General features: G+C 55.5%; 18 protein-coding genes and 1 riboswitch. Of the genes, 9 read left to right on the top strand and 9 right to left on the bottom strand.

The window, feature by feature from the left end; all coding sequences use genetic code 11:
* Positions 1-97 precede the first annotated feature (97 nt).
* Entirely contained in the window at positions 98-4,318 is a 4,221-nt protein-coding gene (gene rpoC, locus AAH446_RS19390) for a DNA-directed RNA polymerase subunit beta' (RefSeq protein WP_342908313.1), read from the top strand.
* A gap of 158 nt (positions 4,319-4,476) precedes the next feature.
* Complete coding sequence (gene uraH, locus AAH446_RS19385; protein WP_342908312.1) at positions 4,477-4,899, top strand: hydroxyisourate hydrolase; 423 nt, start codon at positions 4,477-4,479, stop codon at positions 4,897-4,899.
* 283 nt (positions 4,900-5,182) lie between these two features.
* Here uraH and thiH read toward each other — a convergent pair whose 3' ends face one another.
* From thiH to rsd, 7 genes are all read right to left on the bottom strand, one after another.
* Entirely contained in the window at positions 5,183-6,310 is a 1,128-nt protein-coding gene (gene thiH, locus AAH446_RS19380) for a 2-iminoacetate synthase ThiH (RefSeq protein WP_342908311.1), read from the bottom strand.
* Positions 6,307-7,083, bottom strand: coding sequence for a thiazole synthase (locus AAH446_RS19375; RefSeq protein ID WP_342908310.1), 777 nt, complete (start codon positions 7,081-7,083; stop codon positions 6,307-6,309). The genes thiH and AAH446_RS19375 overlap by 4 nt, the downstream gene beginning before the upstream one ends.
* A 1-nt stretch (position 7,084) precedes the next feature.
* Complete coding sequence (thiS, locus tag AAH446_RS19370; protein ID WP_342908309.1) at positions 7,085-7,285, bottom strand: sulfur carrier protein ThiS; 201 nt, start codon at positions 7,283-7,285, stop codon at positions 7,085-7,087.
* Positions 7,269-8,030 carry a HesA/MoeB/ThiF family protein gene (locus AAH446_RS19365; RefSeq protein WP_342908321.1) on the bottom strand — a complete coding sequence of 254 codons (762 nt, stop codon included), beginning with the start codon at positions 8,028-8,030 and terminating at the stop codon, positions 7,269-7,271. The genes thiS and AAH446_RS19365 overlap by 17 nt, the downstream gene beginning before the upstream one ends.
* The gene (gene thiE / locus AAH446_RS19360) at positions 8,020-8,667 is read right to left on the bottom strand and encodes a thiamine phosphate synthase (protein WP_342908308.1); all 648 of its coding nucleotides are present in this window, start codon (positions 8,665-8,667) and stop codon (positions 8,020-8,022) included. The genes AAH446_RS19365 and thiE overlap by 11 nt, the downstream gene beginning before the upstream one ends.
* Positions 8,664-10,598 carry a phosphomethylpyrimidine synthase ThiC gene (gene thiC / locus AAH446_RS19355; RefSeq protein ID WP_342908307.1) on the bottom strand — a complete coding sequence of 645 codons (1,935 nt, stop codon included), beginning with the start codon at positions 10,596-10,598 and terminating at the stop codon, positions 8,664-8,666. Before thiC ends, thiE begins: the two co-directional genes overlap by 4 nt.
* Positions 10,599-10,681: 83 nt before the next feature.
* Positions 10,682-10,782, bottom strand: a riboswitch (TPP riboswitch).
* Positions 10,783-10,903: 121 nt separating this feature from the next.
* Positions 10,904-11,410, bottom strand: a complete 507-nt coding sequence (gene rsd, locus AAH446_RS19350; protein ID WP_342908306.1) for a sigma D regulator — start codon at positions 11,408-11,410, stop codon at positions 10,904-10,906.
* 81 nt (positions 11,411-11,491) lie between these two features.
* Here rsd and nudC point away from each other — a divergent pair, with 81 nt between their 5' ends.
* The 7 genes from nudC to AAH446_RS19315 all read left to right on the top strand — a co-directional run bounded on the left by nudC (position 11,492) and on the right by AAH446_RS19315 (position 16,924).
* The gene (gene nudC / locus AAH446_RS19345; RefSeq protein ID WP_342908305.1) at positions 11,492-12,265 is read left to right on the top strand and encodes an NAD(+) diphosphatase; all 774 of its coding nucleotides are present in this window, start codon (positions 11,492-11,494) and stop codon (positions 12,263-12,265) included.
* Positions 12,266-12,408: 143 nt separating this feature from the next.
* On the top strand, positions 12,409-13,113 hold the full coding sequence (locus AAH446_RS19340; protein ID WP_342908320.1) for a bactofilin family protein: 705 nt from the start codon (positions 12,409-12,411) through the stop codon (positions 13,111-13,113).
* 176 nt (positions 13,114-13,289) lie between these two features.
* Positions 13,290-14,357 (top strand): uroporphyrinogen decarboxylase, encoded by a 1,068-nt coding sequence (gene hemE, locus AAH446_RS19335; RefSeq protein ID WP_342908304.1) that lies wholly within the window; start codon positions 13,290-13,292, stop codon positions 14,355-14,357.
* A 2-nt stretch (positions 14,358-14,359) separates the two neighbouring features.
* Positions 14,360-15,028 (top strand): deoxyribonuclease V, encoded by a 669-nt coding sequence (gene nfi, locus AAH446_RS19330; protein WP_342908303.1) that lies wholly within the window; start codon positions 14,360-14,362, stop codon positions 15,026-15,028.
* 65 nt (positions 15,029-15,093) lie between these two features.
* On the top strand, positions 15,094-15,684 hold the full coding sequence (locus tag AAH446_RS19325; protein ID WP_342908302.1) for a YjaG family protein: 591 nt from the start codon (positions 15,094-15,096) through the stop codon (positions 15,682-15,684).
* Between the two features lie 188 nt (positions 15,685-15,872).
* Positions 15,873-16,145: a nucleoid-associated protein HU-alpha gene (hupA, locus tag AAH446_RS19320; protein ID WP_002438605.1), complete on the top strand. Its 273-nt coding sequence runs from the start codon at positions 15,873-15,875 to the stop codon at positions 16,143-16,145.
* A 116-nt stretch (positions 16,146-16,261) separates the two neighbouring features.
* On the top strand, positions 16,262-16,924 hold the full coding sequence (locus tag AAH446_RS19315) for a DUF1481 domain-containing protein (protein ID WP_342908301.1): 663 nt from the start codon (positions 16,262-16,264) through the stop codon (positions 16,922-16,924).
* 296 nt (positions 16,925-17,220) lie between these two features.
* Here the strand turns inward: AAH446_RS19315 and purD are convergent, their stop codons facing one another.
* Together purD and purH are read right to left on the bottom strand one after the other, a co-directional pair.
* Entirely contained in the window at positions 17,221-18,510 is a 1,290-nt protein-coding gene (gene purD, locus AAH446_RS19310; RefSeq protein WP_342908300.1) for a phosphoribosylamine--glycine ligase, read from the bottom strand.
* Between the two features lie 15 nt (positions 18,511-18,525).
* Positions 18,526-20,115 (bottom strand): bifunctional phosphoribosylaminoimidazolecarboxamide formyltransferase/IMP cyclohydrolase, encoded by a 1,590-nt coding sequence (gene purH / locus AAH446_RS19305; protein WP_342908299.1) that lies wholly within the window; start codon positions 20,113-20,115, stop codon positions 18,526-18,528.
* Between the last annotated feature and the right edge of the window lie 296 nt (positions 20,116-20,411).

The following is a 20,411-nucleotide window of genomic DNA, read 5'->3' as shown; positions in this document are numbered from 1 at the left end:
AAGATGTTCGAGGAAGCCTCGAATTCGTACTGGTTACAGGATGGCCCGGGTCACTCCGGGCTGACCTGAGAAGTCTCACTCCGACGGGAGCTAATCCGTGAAAGACTTACTTAAGTTTCTGAAAGCGCAAACTAAGACCGAAGAGTTTGATGCGATCAAAATTGCGCTGGCCTCGCCAGACATGATCCGTTCCTGGTCTTTCGGTGAAGTTAAAAAGCCGGAAACCATCAACTACCGTACGTTCAAACCTGAACGTGACGGGCTTTTCTGTGCGCGTATTTTCGGGCCGGTAAAAGATTACGAATGCCTGTGCGGTAAGTACAAGCGTTTAAAACATCGCGGTGTGATCTGTGAGAAGTGTGGCGTTGAAGTTACACAGACCAAAGTTCGCCGTGAGCGTATGGGCCACATTGAACTGGCTTCACCTACTGCGCACATCTGGTTCCTGAAATCGCTGCCATCACGCATCGGTTTGCTGCTGGATATGCCACTGCGTGATATCGAACGCGTGCTGTACTTCGAATCCTATGTGGTTGTTGAAGGTGGCATGACCAACCTTGAGCGCCGTCAGATCCTGACCGAAGAGCAGTATCTGGACGCGCTGGAAGAGTTTGGTGACGAGTTCGACGCCAAAATGGGTGCGGAAGCGGTTCAGGCCCTGTTGAAAAACATGGATCTGGAGCAGGAGTGCGAACAGCTGCGTGAAGAGCTGAACGAAACCAACTCCGAAACCAAGCGTAAAAAGCTGACCAAGCGTATCAAGCTGCTGGAAGCGTTCGTACAGTCTGGCAACAAGCCAGAGTGGATGATCCTGACCGTGCTGCCTGTGCTGCCACCGGATCTGCGTCCGCTGGTGCCGCTGGACGGCGGTCGTTTCGCAACGTCGGATCTGAACGATTTGTACCGTCGCGTGATCAACCGTAACAACCGTCTGAAGCGCCTGCTGGATCTGGCTGCCCCTGACATCATCGTACGTAACGAAAAACGTATGCTGCAGGAAGCGGTCGATGCGCTGCTGGATAACGGCCGTCGTGGTCGTGCCATCACCGGTTCGAACAAACGTCCTCTGAAATCTTTGGCCGATATGATCAAAGGTAAGCAGGGTCGTTTCCGTCAGAACCTGCTGGGTAAACGCGTTGACTACTCCGGTCGTTCCGTTATCACCGTTGGTCCATACCTGCGTCTGCACCAGTGTGGTCTGCCGAAGAAAATGGCACTCGAGCTGTTCAAACCGTTCATCTACGGCAAGCTGGAACTGCGTGGTCTTGCTACCACCATTAAAGCCGCCAAGAAAATGGTTGAGCGCGAAGAAGCTGTCGTCTGGGATATCCTGGATGAAGTGATCCGCGAACACCCGGTCCTGCTGAACCGTGCACCAACCCTGCACCGTCTCGGTATCCAGGCGTTTGAACCTGTTCTGATCGAAGGTAAAGCGATCCAGCTGCACCCGCTGGTTTGTGCGGCCTATAACGCCGACTTCGATGGTGACCAGATGGCTGTTCACGTACCGCTGACGCTGGAAGCCCAGCTGGAAGCGCGTGCGCTGATGATGTCGACCAACAACATCCTGTCACCAGCGAACGGTGAGCCAATCATCGTTCCTTCTCAGGACGTTGTACTGGGTCTGTATTACATGACCCGCGACTGTGTTAACGCCAAGGGCGAAGGCATGGTGCTGACTGGCCCGAAAGAAGCGGAGCGTATTTATCGCGCCGGCCTGGCCTCTCTGCACGCTCGTGTGAAAGTACGTATCACCGAACACGAAAAGAACGAGCAGGATGAGTGGGTTGCTAAAACCAGCATCATCGACACGACCGTTGGTCGCGCCATCCTGTGGATGATCGTGCCGAAAGGTCTGCCTTTCTCCATCGTCAACCAGGCGCTGGGCAAGAAAGCTATCTCCAAGATGCTGAACACCTGTTACCGCATCCTGGGCCTGAAGCCGACCGTTATCTTTGCTGACCAGACCATGTACACCGGTTTCGCCTATGCGGCGCGCTCTGGTGCCTCTGTCGGTATCGACGACATGGTTATCCCGGCCAAGAAAGTGGAAATCATCACCGAAGCGGAAGCGGAAGTGGCTGAGATTCAGGAGCAGTTCCAGTCTGGTCTGGTGACCGCTGGCGAACGCTATAACAAAGTGATCGATATCTGGGCTGCGGCCAACGAACGCGTTGCTAAAGCGATGATGGAAAACCTCTCTACCGAAGTCGTGATCAACCGCGATGGCGAGGAAGAGCGTCAGGTTTCCTTCAACAGCATCTTTATGATGGCTGACTCCGGTGCGCGTGGTTCTGCTGCACAGATTCGTCAGCTGGCCGGTATGCGTGGCCTGATGGCGAAACCAGATGGCTCCATCATCGAGACGCCAATTACCGCAAACTTCCGTGAAGGTCTGAACGTACTCCAGTACTTCATCTCCACGCACGGTGCGCGTAAAGGTCTTGCGGATACCGCACTGAAAACGGCGAACTCCGGTTACCTGACCCGTCGTCTGGTTGACGTGGCACAGGATCTGGTCGTGACCGAAGACGATTGTGGTACCCACGAAGGTATCATGATGACGCCGGTTATCGAGGGTGGCGATGTTAAAGAGCCACTGCGCGAACGTGTTCTGGGTCGTGTGACCGCAGAAGACGTGCTGAAGCCGGGTACTGCCGACATTCTGCTGCCACGCAACACCCTGCTGCACGAACAGCAGTGTGACCTGTTGGAAGAGCACTCTGTTGACAGCCTGAAAGTCCGCTCCGTCGTAAGTTGCGAAACTGACTTCGGCGTGTGCGCCCACTGTTATGGACGCGATCTGGCTCGTGGTCACATCATCAACAAAGGTGAGGCCATCGGCGTTATCGCAGCACAGTCCATCGGTGAGCCGGGTACACAGCTGACGATGCGTACGTTCCACATCGGTGGTGCGGCATCTCGTGCGGCTGCTGAATCCAGCATCCAGGTGAAGAACAAGGGTACGCTGAAGCTGATCAACGCCAAGTCGGTTACCAACTCCGCTGGCAAGCTGGTCGTTACTTCACGTAACACCGAGCTGAAAATGATCGACGAATTTGGTCGTACCAAAGAGAGCTATAAAGTTCCTTACGGTTCTACCATGGCGAAAGGCGACGGCGAGCAGGTTGCAGCGGGCGAAACCGTAGCAAACTGGGATCCGCACACCATGCCGGTTATCACCGAAGTGAGCGGCTTTATTCGCTTCACTGACATGATTGATGGCCAGACCATTACCCGCCAGACGGATGACCTGACCGGTCTCTCTTCTCTGGTGATCCTGGACAGTGCTGAACGTACTGCTGGTGGTAAAGATCTGCGTCCGGCGCTGAAAATTGTTGATGCCAACGGCAATGACGTAATGATCCCAGGCTCCGATATGCCTGCTCAGTACTTCCTGCCAGGTAAAGCGATTGTGCAGCTGGAAGATGGCGTGAAGATCAGTTCAGGTGACACCCTGGCGCGTGTTCCTCAGGAATCAGGCGGTACCAAGGACATCACCGGTGGTCTGCCACGCGTTGCTGACCTGTTCGAAGCCCGTCGTCCGAAAGAGCCGGCAATCCTGGCTGAAATCAGCGGCATCATCTCCTTCGGTAAAGAGACCAAAGGGAAACGTCGTCTGGTTATCAGCCCGATTGATGGCAGCGATCATTACGAAGAGATGATTCCGAAATGGCGTCAGCTGAACGTGTTCGAAGGTGAGCGTGTTGAGCGTGGTGACGTGGTTTCCGATGGCCCAGAGTCTCCACATGACATTCTGCGTCTGCGTGGCGTGCATGCGGTGACCCGTTACATCACTAACGAAGTGCAGGAAGTTTACCGCCTGCAGGGCGTTAAGATTAACGATAAGCACATCGAAGTCATCGTTCGTCAGATGCTGCGTAAAGCAACCATCGCCAGCGCAGGAAGCACTGACTTCCTGGACGGCGAGCAGGTTGAAGTGTCACGCGTTAAGATTTCTAACCGTGAATTGGAAGCCAACGGCAAAATCGCAGCGACCTATATGCGCGATCTGCTGGGTATCACCAAAGCGTCACTGGCGACCGAATCCTTCATCTCTGCGGCTTCGTTCCAGGAAACGACGCGCGTACTGACCGAAGCAGCCGTTGCGGGCAAACGCGACGAACTGCGCGGCCTGAAAGAGAACGTCATCGTGGGCCGTCTGATCCCAGCCGGTACCGGTTACGCTTATCACCAGGATCGTATGCGCCGCAAGGCCGCAGGCGAAGCGCCGGTTGTGCCTCAGGTTACGGCTGACGAAGCGTCTGCCAGCCTGGCGGAACTGCTGAACGCAGGTCTGGGCGGTAACGACGATTAATCGTTGCTGACTTAGCCTTAAAAACCGCTCTCCGGAGCGGTTTTTTTATGCCTGCAATACAGGGCGCCGTGGGAAATTTCAGATATTAAGGTGAGAAGTGGTTCTCTGCTAACGAAATGCCTATATTTTGCTAGCAATTAAACATTAAGGAGAGAGAAATGCATTTCAACCGTAAAACGCTTCTGGCCACGCTGGTACTGGCTTCCTTCACGACAGGCGCCGCTGCGGCTGCCGATGTAAAAAATCCATTAAGCGTGCATGTGCTTAACCTGCAAACCGGCGTACCGACGGCGGGTGTTGCGGTCGATCTTGAGCAGTATAAAGATCAGAAATGGGTCAAGCTTGCGTCAGGGACCACGGACAGCAACGGCCGCATCACCGCCCTGTTCCCGTCGGGAAAAACAATGAGCGCCGGAGATTATAAAGTGGTTTTCAAAACCGGCGATTATTACAAGAGCGTAAAACAGCCGAGCTTCTTCCCGGAAATTCCGGTGATTTTCCATGCTGAGAACAACGGCGGGCATTACCATATTCCCCTGTTGCTGAGCCAGTACGGTTATTCGACCTATCGCGGCAATTAATTTCATTCGCCATTGCGGTCCTGCCAAAGCGAACAAAGCTCCGATGGCTGGTACGGTTAAAGACGTGGTGTGGAACTGCCGTGGGTTGAAGCGCGGTCGCGGCCTCACGCAGCGAAATAAAGAAGGCAGGGTCAGCACGAAGGAAAGTAAGCTGACCCTGGTTAACGTGCGGATGACCGTCAACGAAGCCACTATAGCCCGGCTGCCCGCTGGTGCCAGCGGTATCAGGTGTATTTGCGAAGCGGCTTCATATCATTCTGCACCGCTTCACTCCGTATCAAACTTACTGCAAGGTCCGTCCCAGATAGCGATCCCAGTCTTTCCATACCGGCTGCATACCCGCCTGAATCAATGCTTCGGCAACCTGTTGAGGGTGGCGATTATCATGAGGGGAAAACTGCTCAAGCTCTGACTGCGCTTCTGCATATCCGCCAGGCTGTGTTTTTGAGAAGGCGCTGATAGTGTTGATCGCCAGTGGCACTACCTTGTCGCGGAACTGCGGGGACTCTCTCGTTGAAAGCGACTGTTCCACTTCTGGCGCAAATAACCGGAAAGCGCAGATGACCTGCACCAGCTGAGCCTCATCCATTACTGAAACGGGTTCAATACCGCCGGCACAGGGACGCAGCCGGGGAAAGGCGACCGAGTAACGGCTCTGCCAGTAAGTTTTTTGCAACCACAGCAGGTGCTCCGCCATCATAAAGCAGTCGGTTCGCCAGTTGTCCGACAACCCAGTCAGCGTACCCAGGCCGATCTTATCGATCCCCGCCCGTCCGAGCCGATCTGGCGTTTCCAGACGAAAATAAAAGTCCTGCTTGTTCCCTTTCAAATGATGCCGTGCATAAACCGCAGGATGATAGGTTTCCTGATACACCAGCACGCCATCCAGCCCCAGCGTCTTCAGTTCGGCATACTGCTCCTCAGCCAGTGGCTGCACTTCCATCATCAGCGAGCTGAAACGCTGCCGGATAGCGGGCAGGTGCTGGCGAAAATAGTCCATCCCGACTTTGGTCTGATGTTCGCCGGTGACCAGCAGCAGCTGATCGAAGCCCATTCCCCTGATCGCGTCGCATTCACGGGCGATTTCCCCCGCGTCCAGCGTCTTACGTTTGATGCGGTTACTCATGGAAAATCCGCAATAGGTGCAGTCATTGGCGCAAAGATTGGAGAGGTAGAGAGGAACAAACAGATTGACCGCATAGCCGAAACGCTGGCGGGTCAGGCGCTGTGCCTTTTGCGCCAGCGGCTCAAGGTAAGCGGCGGCGGCAGGCGAAAGCAGCGCCATCAGCTCTTCACGTCCTACCAGAGGGGCATTCAGCGCCCGTTCCACATCGGCTGGCCGTTTGCTGTTTATCCGCAGGCGGATGTCATCCCAGTCCAGCTTCTCCCACTGGTCAGCAAAACATTTCATAATGCTGTCCCATCCTGTAAAAATCCCGTCAGCGGGCTGGTGGCCCGTGCCTGCGCGCTAAGACCACTGAGACCACTCTCACGTGCCAGCGAGCCCGCCTCAACGGCCAGCCTGAAGGCGCGCGCCATCATCACCGGGTTGGGTGAAGAAGCGATAGCCGTATTCACCAGTACCGCGTCCGCCCCCATTTCGAGCGCCTCGCTGGCATGACTTGGCGCGCCGATGCCGGCATCCACAATGACCGGAATGCCCGCCTGTTCAATGATAATGGCCAGAAGATCCCGGGTTTTCAGCCCCTGATTGCTGCCAATCGGCGCCCCAAGCGGCATGACGGCGGCACAGCCCACTTCCTCCAGCCGGCGGCACAATACCGGGTCAGCATGACAGTAGGGGAGAACGGTAAAGCCCTCTTTCACTAATGCCCCGGCGGCTTTCAGCGTTTCAATCGGATCGGGTAGCAGATAGCGCGCATCGGGATGGATCTCCAGCTTCAGCCAGTGCGTTCCCAGCGCCTCGCGGGCCAGACGGGCGGCAAAAATCGCTTCTCCAGCGCTCTTGGCCCCGGAAGTGTTGGGCAGGAGCTGAACGCCAGAAGCCTGTAGCGGCAGCAGGATCCCGTCATCACCGCCGCGCAAATCAACCCGTTTCATGGCCAGCGTCACCAGCTCAGATCCGGACTCGCGCAGAGCTTCAAGCATGATGGCAGGACTGGAAAACTTGCCGGTGCCGGTCAGCAAGCGTGAAGAGAATGTTCTGTCAGCGATCCTGAGCATATTAACCTCCGGCGATAGCCTGGAAAATAACCAGCTCATCGCCCTCCTGCAAATGGTAAGAAGACCAGCGGTCACGGGGAATAATGCACTGATTGACGGCGAGTGCGGTGCCGGGTTGCTGGCGCGAAAGATGATCCAGAAGTTCTGCCAGCCGCAGCGGGGCAGGGAACGTCATCGCTTCATCATTAACGAGGATCTTCATGTATTCCTCCACATACCGGGCAGTTCTCGCTGCGTGCCAGATTTAGCGTGCGCCAGGTCTGCTGGCGTCCGTCGAACAGGCGGAGCTTACCCGCAAGGGGAGAAGGCTGACCGGAAAGCAGCTTAAGGGCTTCCAGCGCCTGAAGCGTCCCCATTACGCCAACAACAGGCCCCAGTACGCCCGCCGTGCGGCAGTTCCGCTGCGGCTCGGCGTCGTCGGGCCAGAGGCAGCGGTAGCAGCCCTGGCTGAAGGGCGGCGTGAGCACCAGTAACTGGCCGCTAAAACCTACCGCGCTGGCGCTGATAAGTGGCGTGCCGCTCTGCACGCAGGCGGTATTGATAGCATGGCGGGTCTGCATATTGTCGCAGCAGTCCAGCACCAGGTCCGCCTGCTGAATAATTTCACCAAGGCTTGCTTCATCCATGCGCTGCTCAAGAACGATAAACTCAACCTGAGGATTGAGCGCCTGTAGATGCTTTTTCGCCAGCAGCGCTTTAGGCTGGCCGGTCTCGCTGTGACGAAAGAGGATTTGCCGCTGAAGATTGCTGATATGCACTTTATCATCGTCAGCCAGCAGCAGTTTACCGACGCCGGCAGCGGCGAGATAAAGCGACGCAGGAGAACCCAGTCCGCCAAGCCCGACGATCAGTACGCTGGCCGCCTGTAATTTTTGCTGCCCCTCCAGGCCAAACTCTTCCAGCAGCAGCTGGCGGCTGTAGCGCAGGAAATCGCTGTCATTTAGCATCAGCGTCATCTCCCGTCCCGGCCAGCGCCAGCAAGGCGGCTGTGGCCGCCCGCCAGTCAGCGGCCTGGGTGATAGCGCTGACCACAGCGATGCTGCCCACGCCGGTAGCCAGCACCTGCGGCGCTCGCTCCAGAGTGATCCCACCAATCGCTACGGTGGAGATGCCCTTCAGGCGGGAGAGATGGCGTTGCAGTTCACTGAGTCCCTGTGGCGATGAGGGCATGACTTTGGTCTGCGTCGGGAACAGATGCCCCAGCGCGATATAGGAAGGTTGTTCTGCCAGAGCGCGATCCAGCTCCGCGTCGTCATGCGTGGAGAGGCCGAGACGTAAGCCCGCGCGGTGCAGGGCATCCAGATCCGCCACATCCAGATCCTCCTGACCCAGATGCACGCCATAGGCTTGATATTTAATGGCTGAACGCCAGTAATCATTGATAAACAGGCGTGCCTGATAACGTTTGCCCAGCGCGACCGCGTGAGCGATATCCTGCTCTACCGCCGCTTCCGGAAGATCTTTAATACGAAGTTGCAGCGTACGCACGCCAGCATCCAACAGGCGTTCAAGCCATGCCACACTCTCCACCACCGGGTAGAGACCAAGCCGCGCGGCAGTTGCGGGAAAAGGGCCGCGGCTCATGCTTTTTCCTCCCGAATCAGCGTGTCGGCAGGATGATAGAGTTCGCCGCCGCGCGTGCGGAAGGCTTCGGACATTTGCGCCATGCCGACCTCAATCGGCTGCGCTTCCGCCTCCAGGCGGGCGGCATAGTCGCGCACCTCTTGGGTAATCTTCATTGAACAGAATTTAGGCCCGCACATTGAGCAAAAATGGGCCACCTTGCCCGACTCCTGCGGCAGCGTCTCATCGTGGTAGGCTCGCGCCGTATGGGGATCGAGCGCCAGGTTGAACTGATCTTCCCAACGGAATTCGAAACGGGCTTTCGACATGGCGTTATCGCGGATCTGCGCGCCGGGATGACCTTTCGCCAGGTCTGCGGCATGTGCAGCAATCTTGTAGGTAATCAGCCCCTGCTTTACATCTTCCTTGTTGGGCAGCCCCAGATGCTCTTTTGGCGTGACGTAACAGAGCATGGCGCAGCCGAACCAGCCGATCATGGCGGCGCCTATCCCGGAGGTAAAATGATCGTACCCCGGCGCGATATCCGTCGTCAGCGGGCCAAGAGTATAGAAGGGCGCCTCGTGGCAATGCTCCAGCTGTTCTGTCATATTGCGGCGGATCATCTGCATCGGCACGTGGCCCGGGCCTTCGATCATCACCTGCACATCATATTCCCAGGCGATTTTGGTCAGTTCGCCCAGCGTATGCAGTTCGGCGAACTGCGCCTCGTCGTTGGCATCCTGGATCGATCCCGGGCGCAGGCCATCGCCCAGGGAGAGGGAAACGTCATAGGCGGCGCAGATTTCACAGATTTCACGGAAGTGCTCATACAGAAAGCTCTCTTTATGATGCGAAAGACACCACTTCGCCATGATCGAGCCGCCACGCGAAACGATGCCGGTCAGGCGCTTCGCCGTCATCGGGACATAGCGCAGCAGCACACCGGCGTGAATGGTAAAATAGTCCACGCCCTGTTCGGCCTGTTCCAGCAGCGTATCGCGAAACACCTCCCAGCTCAGGTTTTCCGCCACGCCGCTGACCTTCTCCAGCGCCTGATAAATGGGCACTGTACCTATAGGAACCGGGCTGTTACGCAGGATCCATTCACGGGTTTCATGAATATTACGGCCCGTGGAGAGATCCATCACCGTATCGGCTCCCCAACGGGCAGACCAGACCAGCTTCTCGACCTCTTCTTCAATTGAAGAGCTGACCGCTGAATTCCCGATATTAGCGTTTATTTTCACCAGGAAGTTTCGCCCGATAATCATCGGCTCAGACTCCGGATGATTAATGTTGGCCGGAATGATGGCACGGCCTGCGGCCACTTCATCACGGACGAACCCGGCGGTGATATTTTCCGGCAGGCTGGCGCCGAAACTGTGGCCGGGATGCTGTTGCAGCAAAACTTCGCTACGGATCCGTTCGCGGCCCATGTTTTCACGCAGCGCGATAAACTCCATTTCCGGCGTGATCACGCCCTGACGGGCATAATGAAGCTGCGTAACGCAGCGACCCTGCAATGCGCGGCGGGGATTCGGCAGCCGATCAAACCGCAGATGATCAAGCCCCCGATCGGCGAGACGCTGCTGGGTAAAAACGGAGCTGAGGTGCTCAACGGGGTGAGTATCATTGCGATCAACAATCCACGCTTCACGCATCCTTTCCAGGCCGGCATGAAGATCGATGCTGGCTTCAGGGTCGCCATAGGGCCCGGCGGTGTCGTATACCGGCACAGGTTCATTCTCTTCAAAGAGAGGTACTTCTTTACTGCCGCCGGTTTTCGTCGGGCTGAGCTGAATTTCACGCATCGGAACGCGGATATCTGGCCTTGAGCCGGTCAGCCAGATACGTTTTGAGTTAGGAAAGGCGGTGCCCTTCAGGGAAGCGATAAACTGTTGCGCTTCGGCACGCTGCTCACGACGGGTCAGTTTTTTAACATGGGTAGACATAGCACGTTCCTGAATAAAAAAGGGAAGTTGCTTGCCTGGAGTCCGGAGGAGTAAGCGCAGGATGTGAGGATTCACACCGTCACTGAATGTTTACTCTTGTTCCCTTCGCAGGTACTAACCTGATCAGGTTCCGCGGATCCCGAATTAACGGTCTCAGCCCCGAAGGGCACTCCGACAAGAAGAATTTCAGCCATCACTAAGGTCATGGCCAAAACGAGCAACGGATAAAACGCCGTTACCTTATTGCCCCTTCAGCATAAGGGGGCTTTTTTGAAACCACAAGAAGTTTACAATCTGATAACGTATCAGGCGGGACGCGCCAGCGCCGGATCGTTAGCCGCCGCGGGTTTCTCTGCCGTTTTCTCCAGCGCCAGCTGAATAAATTTATCCTCCAGCGTAAAGCGCGCTTCCAGCGCCTCGCCAACGGCGGAGAGCGCGTTCTGGAACTCAATGCAGTTGTCGTGATCGATAGCCGTTTCCAGATTGTTATCGTAAACCTGCATAATCTGCGCGGTATTTGCCTGCAGGGAAGGGTAGATCTGCGCCGCTTTGGCTAACTGCTGGCTGCCTTCCAGCTCTTCGATAAAACGTTCATAAACGGTAAAATGGCCGGTAGAAAGGTAATCGACCAGATTCTGGCAGAAGGTATCCAGCGCGTTTTCGTCAAGCGTGGTCAGCGATTCCTTGTTAGGCTTGATGCCAACTAGCTGATAATAAGCAACCAGTAACTCTTTACGGGCACGCAGACAAAAGTCCACAAGGTCGCTACATCCGCCTACGCGCGCGGTCAGGTCTTCTAACTGGTTAAGCATGAGTGGCTCCGTGAATATTAAGTAAAATCTGATCCCAATCCAGTAATGCAGAAAGCCCTGTAAAGCTGAGGAAAGCAATTTATGGAACGTGAGATTTCTAGCGTAGACGCTGGCTGGTGGGTTGTCAGCCACCAACATAAACTTTGGTTACCAAAAGGTCAATTACCGTTCGGCACGGCATGTGAGGTCGGACTTGTTGGATCGCAAGGATCGCTTATTGGTGAGTGGCTTGGCGATCCTGTCTGGCTGATCCGCGAAAGCCGATCGGACGACATGGGTTCGCTCAGGCAGCTTATCGATCAGGATGCCGGTCTGTTCCAGCTTGTCGGGCGAGGCATCCAGCTGGCGGAGTTTTACCGTTCGCACAAGTGGTGTGGCTATTGCGGACATGAGATGCACCAGAGCCGGACGGAGTGGGCCTGTCTGTGCAACCACTGTCGGCAGCGTTATTATCCGCAGATCGCGCCCTGTATCATTGTGGCTATCCGCCGTAACGATCAAATTCTGCTGGCCCAGCATACCCGACACCGTAACGGCATCTATACGGTGCTGGCGGGATTTGTGGAAGTCGGGGAGACGCTGGAGCAGACCGTCGCCCGGGAAGTGATGGAAGAGAGCGGTATCAAAGTGAAGAACCTCCGCTACGTAACCTCGCAGCCCTGGCCCTTCCCGCAGTCGCTGATGATGGCGTTTATGGCAGACTACGACAGCGGCGAGATCCACATTGACCCGAAAGAGTTACTGGATGCCGGCTGGTATCGCTACGATGCGCTGCCCCAGCTTCCGCCAGCCGGGACGGTAGCGCGCAGACTGATTGAAGATACCGTTGCCTATTGTCGCGCCGACGCTGAATAATGTTTAGCCGGTCGAAAAAACGGCCGGTTTTTATTGTGTCAGCAGGCGGTTTAAAGGTAATTTAGGGCAATCCCCCACCGGGACTTATCATATCGGGTTCTACCCTGTCAGATTTGAGTTTCCAGAAATTGAGCGTGGACAGAATGCCTGAAAGCAATACGCATTATTATCTGTGGGGAATATGGATATTCTGGGGCGGTAGCCTTATTGCATTCGCCCTCTCACTGAGAATACCCATGTTAATTGCGCTCGGCGGTATGGGAAGCTTATTCCTGCTGCTGATATTACGAAAACGACATAATGAAAGGATGATGACCAGCGTGTTCAATCTCAAGAAAAAAGAAGAGGTTCAGCCAGCCAAAGCGGCGCTGACGCCAGCCAGCCCGGCGACATCCCCTGTTGCGCCCGTGTTGCCAGCCGAAGAGAACGGTTTTAAAGAAACAACGATTTCTCCGGGCACCTTATTACGTGGTGAGATAAGTATTGAAAATAACATTACTATAAACGGTATTGTTGAAGGCGATGTTACCAGCCAGAAAGTGACGCAAATAGGTAAAGAAGGCCAGGTTATTGGCAAAGTAAAATCGCAAAAGCTTATTGTAAATGGTCTGCTGAAGGGAAGTTGTTATGCTCAAATGGTGATTATTATGTCGCGTGGGCGAATAGAGGGTGACGTTTTTGCCGGTGAATTCTCAATTGAGAAAGGCGGCGTATTTATTGGTAACTCCCATCTGCTTGGCGAAAATAGCGCGCCGGGTGCGAAGAAAGAAAAAAAACAGGATGAAACGGCCGGTCAGCAACCCGCCGCGGCAGCCCCTGAGGTGAACCGGCTGCTCAAAAAAGCCTGACGATCTGCATTAGCCCCGTTTGACGCCTCTTTTCTTCTGCTCTCTTCTGTCTCTGTGCCCATTTTTCGCCGGGGTGGGGACAGGAACCTCATCCCACCGGCTCAATCTGCCGAGTGCTCAATCACCGTCCCGAATCAATGTTACACTACAGGCCTGTATGGAGAGAGAGCCCTGTGATGAAAGAACTGAAGAACGATCGTTATTTGCGCGCCCTGCTGCGCCAGCCCGTTGATGTGACACCGGTATGGATGATGCGCCAGGCCGGACGTTATTTGCCAGAATATAAGGCGACCCGCGCCATTGCGGGTGATTTTATGTCCCTGTGTAAAAATGCCGAGCTGGCCTGTGAAGTCACGCTGCAACCGCTGCGGCGCTATGCGCTGGATGCGGCGATCCTGTTCTCCGATATCCTGACTATCCCCGATGCGATGGGACTCGGGCTCTATTTCGAAACGGGGGAAGGTCCACGTTTCGCCTCACCGGTAACCTGCCGTGCTGACGTGGAAAAACTGCCGATCCCCGATCCCGAGCAGGAACTGGGCTACGTCATGAACGCGGTACGCACCATCCGTAAAAATCTGAACGGTGAAGTGCCGTTAATCGGATTTTCCGGCAGCCCGTGGACGCTGGCGACCTATATGGTCGAGGGCGGCAGCAGCAAAGCCTTTACCAAACTGAAAAAGATGATGTACGCAGAGCCAGAGACCCTGCACCTGATGCTCGATAAACTGGCCGACAGCGTCACCCTGTATCTCAATGCACAAATTCGTGCCGGGGCGCAGTCGGTCATGATTTTTGATACCTGGGGCGGCGTGCTGACTGGCCGCGACTATCTGGAGTTTTCGCTACACTACATGCATAAGATTGTCGATGGCCTTCTGCGTGAAAACGAAGGGCGCCGGGTGCCGGTAACGTTGTTCACAAAGGGCGGGGGCCAGTGGCTGGAGGCGATGGCGGCAACCGGCTGCGATGCGCTGGGTCTGGACTGGACGACGGATATCGCTGATGCGCGGCGTCGCGTGGGAGACAAGGTTGCGTTGCAGGGGAACATGGACCCCTCCATGCTCTATGCACCACCGGCCCGCATTGAGCAGGAAGTTGCCGGTATTCTGCAAGGGTATGGCAAAGGCACCGGTCACGTTTTCAACTTAGGCCACGGCATTCATCAGGACGTGCCGCCGGAACACGCAGGCGCTTTCGTTGAGGCGGTACACAAACTTTCCAGGCCTTATCATCAGGACTAAACATGGATATACAGGTATTACGGCAGGAACAGCTAACCCGTGCGGCAGAAGTGGTACGAGAAGATGACTTTGACGTAATGCCGCCGCGCTATATCGGCGGTGCCGACGTAGGGTTTGAACAGGGGGGTGACGTAACGCGCGCAGCCCTGATTATTCTTGAATATCCTTCGCTGAAGCTGGTCGAGCATCGCGTGGCGAGTATTGCCACAACAATGCCTTATATACCCGGCTTTCTCTCCTTCCGGGAATATCCGGCGCTGCTGGCGGCGTGGCAGATGCTGGAGCAGCAGCCCGATCTGCTCTTTGTGGACGGTCAGGGGATTGCGCACCCACGTCGCCTGGGTGTGGCCAGTCATTTTGGCCTGCTGGTGGACGTACCGACGATTGGCGTGGCGAAAAGCCGCCTGTGCGGCAAATTTGAGCCGCTGGACGCCACGCCGGGCAGCCGGCAGCCCTTAATGGATAAAGGTGAGCAGATTGGCTGGGTACTGCGCAGCAAACAGCGCTGTAACCCGCTCTTTATCTCTCCGGGCCATCGCGTCAGCCAGGACACGGCGCTGAACTGGGTTGAAACGTGCCTGCAGGGCTACAGGCTGCCTGAGCCCACGCGCTGGGCAGACGCTGTTGCCTCGCAGCGGCCCTCCTTCCTGCGTTGGCAGCAGCAGGGTTAACGATGTGAGCGGCACGCTTTTCAGTTACACTGCGTGCCGCGCACTTCTGTATAAGAGATACCAACATGTTACGTAACCCTATTCATCTGCGGCTGGAAAAGCTGGAAAGCTGGCAGCACGTTACTTTTATGGCCTGCCTGTGCGAACGCATGTACCCTAATTACTGGGCATTTTGCCAGCAGACCGGCTTTGGTGACGGGATGCTTTATCGCCGCGTTCTCGATCTGGTGTGGGAAACGCTGGTGGTGAAAGACGCCAAAGTGAATTTTGACTCGCAGCTGGAAAAATTCGAAGAAGCTATACCGGCCGCTGACGACTACGACCTCTATGGCGTTTACCCCGCGATCGATGCCTGCGTTGCGCTGAGTGAATTATTGCATTCGCGTCTGAGCGGCGAAACGTTAGCGCATGCTATTGCGGTCAGCGAAGCGTCCATTACCACTGTCGCCATGCTCGAAATGACAGAGGCTGGTCGTGAAATGACCGATGAAGAACTAAAAGAGAATCCCGCCGTGATTGATGAATGGGACATGCAGTGGGAGATTTTTCGCCTGCTGAGTGACTGTGAGGAAAGGGATCTTGATCTGATAAAAGGACTGCGATCGGACCTGCGGGAATCAGGGATAAGTAATATCGGTATAAATTTTCAGCAATAAGGCGATAAAACGTGACTTCAGGCCTGAATTGTAGCGCCTGGAGGCTTCACATTCGCCCCCTGTCTGGTCTACATTTGGGGGGCTGAAAAATGTGGCTATCGGTGCGTGTATGCAGGAGAGTGCCAGAAACTGGTTTTTCCCTCGCACTTGATGCTTAGCAAGCGATAAATACACTGTAAGGATAACTTATGAACAAGACTCAACTGATTGATGTAATTGCGGACAAAGCGGACCTGTCTAAGACCCAGGCTAAAGCTGCTCTGGAATCCACCCTGGCTGCGATTACTGAGTCTCTGAAAGAAGGTGATGCTGTACAACTGGTTGGTTTTGGTACTTTTAAAGTTAATCACCGTGCTGAGCGTACTGGCCGCAACCCGCAGACTGGCAAAGAGATCAAAATTGCTGCTGCAAACGTACCGGCATTTGTTTCTGGTAAAGCACTGAAAGACGCTGTTAAGTAATCGTCCAACGGTGAAAGTTTTAAACAGGGGGGCGTTAAGCCCCTTTTGTTACCGCCCCTGCGGGGGCCTCAGGACCGGAATCACTCCGTCTGCGCAACCGGTGCGGTAAACCCACCATGACATATTCTCCCCTTCGCTTATTTTCCGCTTTATCGCTGATTCTACTGGCAGGCTGTAGCTCCCGAACGGAACTGCCGGCCTTTACCGCAAGTGGCTATCTGGCCGATCGCGGCATCGTGCGCATCTGGCGCAAAGAGATCCAACCTGATACGCGGCATATGCTGACGGTCTATACGCCGTTTAACGGGGCGGAAAAGCAAACCACGCACTATCTGTGGCAGGATGACAAGCTAGTTTCCATCGAGCGACAAAGCACGGGCGAGCAGCCGGACAGCATTACTCTGCGGTTTGATCAAAACGGCAAACTAAGTTTTATGCAGCGCCAGCTGGCGGGGCATCGGGAGGCCCTCTCCGAAGATGCGGTAGCGCTTTATCAGTTTGATGCGGGACGGATGCTGAAAATCAGCGATGATCTGCTCAAAGGGCGGGTGCTGCTGAAGCAGGGGCGCTGGTCTGCGCCGGGCACAATCACCAGCTGTCAGGGAAGCGAGAGCAGTCCGGATTTTGACCGCTATTCGCTTAATTACATTACCCAGCACCAGCGTGAATCAGGTAAGCCCGTCAGTCTGGCCTGGCTTGAGGCGCCTGAAGGGACGCAGCTCCTGCTGGTGGCGCCAGAAGACCTTTGCGCTACCGAGCCGAAAGAAGCAGATTTTTAAGCGCGAGAACCTCAGTTGTTTCACGCTTCCATCCTGAATCTTTCCTGAGCCTCTATCCTGCGTAACCGCTTTATGTTTCGGTAAAGGAGCAGAACGCAACTTTACTACGGGAATGTAAATATCCGTTATCGGCATGAGGGATATAAGGCAGAAGTGGTCGTTGCTCTGGCAGGTCAGTTAAGCGGGATAAGGCGATACTTTGTTTACTGAAGCCAGTGAACAGGGCGGAGAGATCTCCGCCCTGAGTGGTAATGCAGGTTAAGCGTGCTTTTCCATGGCGTTACTGGCTATGCCGTTCAGGAAGTCTGCTTACGGGAAATCGCCCGGTAGCCGATGTCCTGTCGACAGAAGCTGCCGTTCCACGAAATATCCTCAGCCAGCTTGTAGGCGTGCTGTTGCGCCGCCGCAACGTCCTCCCCCAGCGCGGTTACGCAGAGCACGCGGCCACCATTAGTCACCACCAGGTCGCCCTGCATTTTCGTGCCGGCATGGAAAACCTTGCCGTCCGGTAACGCTTCCAGCGGAAGACCATGAATCTGGTCGCCTGTGCTGTAATCACCAGGATAGCCGCCAGCGGCCAGAACAACGCCCAGTGAAGGCCGCGGATCCCAGATCGAATCCTTAGTATCAAGCTTACCTTCAACGGCAGCCAGGCAAAGATCCACCAGATCCGACTGCATGCGCATCATGATCGGCTGCGTTTCCGGATCGCCAAAGCGGCAGTTAAATTCGATCACTTTTGGCTGACCGCTTTTATCAATCATCAGGCCCGCATACAGGAAACCGGTATAGGTATTGCCCTCGGCGGCCATTCCCCGCACGGTGGGCCAGATCACTTCATCCATGACCCGCTGATGGATTTCATCCGTCACTACCGGCGCAGGGGAGTAGGCCCCCATTCCGCCCGTATTCGGTCCGGTATCACCATTACCGACGCGCTTGTGATCCTGGCTGGTGGCCATTGGCAGAACGTTTTCACCGTCGACCATTACGATAAAGCTGGCTTCTTCACCCTCCAGGAACTCCTCGACCACAATACGGTGTCCTGCATCACCAAAGGCGTTGCCGGCCAGCATATCCTGAATCGCATCCTCCGCTTCTTTCAGCGTCATTGCCACAATAACGCCTTTGCCCGCTGCCAGGCCATCGGCCTTAATCACGATGGGCGCGCCTTTGCTTCTCGTCCACGCAAGGGCAGGCTCCACTTCAGTGAAGTTCTGATAGTCGGCGGACGGGATGTTGTGACGCGCCAGGAAGTCTTTGGTAAAGGCTTTGGAGCCCTCCAGCTGCGCGGCGGCCTGGGTCGGGCCAAAAATCTTCAGCCCGGCAGCCCGGAAAGCATCCACCACGCCCATCACCAGTGGGGCCTCAGGACCGACGATGGTCAGATCGATCTTTTCATTCTGCGCGAAGCTCAGCAGCGCAGGAATGTCGGTCGCGCTGATATCCACGTTTTGCAGGGTGGGTTCAAGCGCGGTGCCGGCGTTGCCCGGCGCAACGAAGACGGTTTCTGCCAGCGGCGAAAGCGAGGCTTTCCAGGCGAGCGCATGCTCGCGGCCGCCGTTACCTATTACCAGAATTTTCATTGTGCTGCTCCGTGATTAATGGCGGAAATGGCGCATGTCGGTAAAAATCATCGCAATGTTATGCTCGTCGGCAGCGGCGATCACCTCTTCATCACGAATGGATCCACCGGGCTGAATAACGCAGCTCACGCCCACGGCGGCGGCGGCATCAATACCGTCGCGGAACGGGAAAAAGGCATCGGATGCCATGGCGGAGCCTTTGACATCCAGGCCTTCATCCGCCGCTTTGATGCCGGCAATTTTGGCCGAGTAGACGCGGCTCATCTGGCCTGCACCTATACCGATGGTCATATTATCGCGTGCATAGACAATGGCGTTGGACTTCACGAATTTAGCCACTTTCCAGCAAAACAGCGCGTCACGCAGCTCTTTCTCTGTAGGTTGTCGTTTGCTCACTACGCGCAGCTGAGCTTCACTGACCATGCCATTATCGCGATCCTGTACCAGCAGGCCGCCGTTTACCCGCTTGAAGTCCAGGCCGGCCTGGCGCTGCTGCCACTGGCCGCAGGTCAGCACGCGAACGTTCTGCTTGGTCGCCGTCACCTTCAGTGCGGCTTCGCTGGCCGAAGGCGCAATGATTACCTCGACAAACTGACGGCTTACGATAGCCTGGGCCGTCGCTTCATCCAGTTCGCGGTTAAAGGCGATAATGCCGCCGAAAGCTGATGTCGGATCGGTTTTGTAAGCCAGCTCGTAAGCGTCAAGAGGGGAACTTCCTGTCGCCACGCCACAGGGGTTAGCATGCTTGACGATCACGCAGGCCGGTTCGCTAAATTCTTTCACGCACTCCAGCGCCGCATCGGTGTCTGCAATGTTGTTATAGGAAAGCGCTTTGCCCTGCACCTGCTGAGAAGTAGCAACGGAAGCCTCGGTAATGTTCTCTTCTATATAGAAGGCGGCATCCTGATGGCTGTTCTCGCCGTAACGCATATCCTGCTTCTTAATGAAGTTCAGATTCAGCGTGCGTGGGAAACGGCCGGCCGGTTCAGTAGTTTCACCATGATAAGCGGGAACCAGACTGCCGAAGTAGTTAGCGATCATGCTGTCGTAGGCTGCCGTATGCTCAAACGCTTTGATCGCGAGGTCAAAGCGGGTAGTCAGCGTCAGGCTGTTCTCGTTGGCGTCCATCTCGGCAAGGATGGTCTGATAGTCACTGCTCTTGACTACGATCGCCACGTCTTTATGGTTCTTGGCCGCAGAGCGCACCATTGTCGGGCCGCCAATATCAATATTCTCTACGGCATCTTCCAGGGAGCAGCCTTCACGGGCGACGGTCTGGGCAAAGGGATAAAGATTGACGACAACCATATCAATAGGGGAGATGCTGTGCTCAGCCATGATGGCATCATCCTGACCGCGGCGTCCTAAGATCCCCCCGTGCACTTTCGGGTGCAGAGTTTTGACGCGCCCATCCATCATTTCCGGGAAGCCGGTATAGTCAGACACTTCAGTAACGGAGAGACCGGCCTCTGCCAGCAGACGAGCGGTGCCGCCAGTGGAGAGTAGCTCAACACCGCGCTTCGACAGCGCCTGAGCAAATTCAAGGATACCGGCTTTGTCAGAGACGCTAAGCAGAGCGCGACGTACAGGACGAGGTTGTTGCATGAGGTTTATCCCTTGGCTTTGGTTCGCATAAATAAGAGCGTTACATCAAGCTTAGCCAGCTTCCTTTTATAGAGAAGGGAAGAAAATGACAAAGATTCAGGTAACGCCCCCAAATGGGGGACCGGGATTTTGCGGTGGCATTGTAGCGAAAACGTTTGCGTCCTGCTCGTCTAAATTCGCGCTTCGCGACCAGTGTGGATAACTTGGTGCATAACTGCGTATAAACAGCCCTTTTGCTGTGGATTACAGCGAACGCGCTATTTTTCGCAATTTAGGGGTTGTCAGCCGTCAGGAAC

The sequence above is a fragment of the Erwinia psychrophila genome, from assembly GCF_039023475.1.
Lineage (GTDB): Bacteria > Pseudomonadota > Gammaproteobacteria > Enterobacterales > Enterobacteriaceae > Erwinia.
The sequence above is the reverse complement of the archived record's forward strand: the minus strand, read 5'-3'. Positions and strand labels throughout refer to the sequence as shown.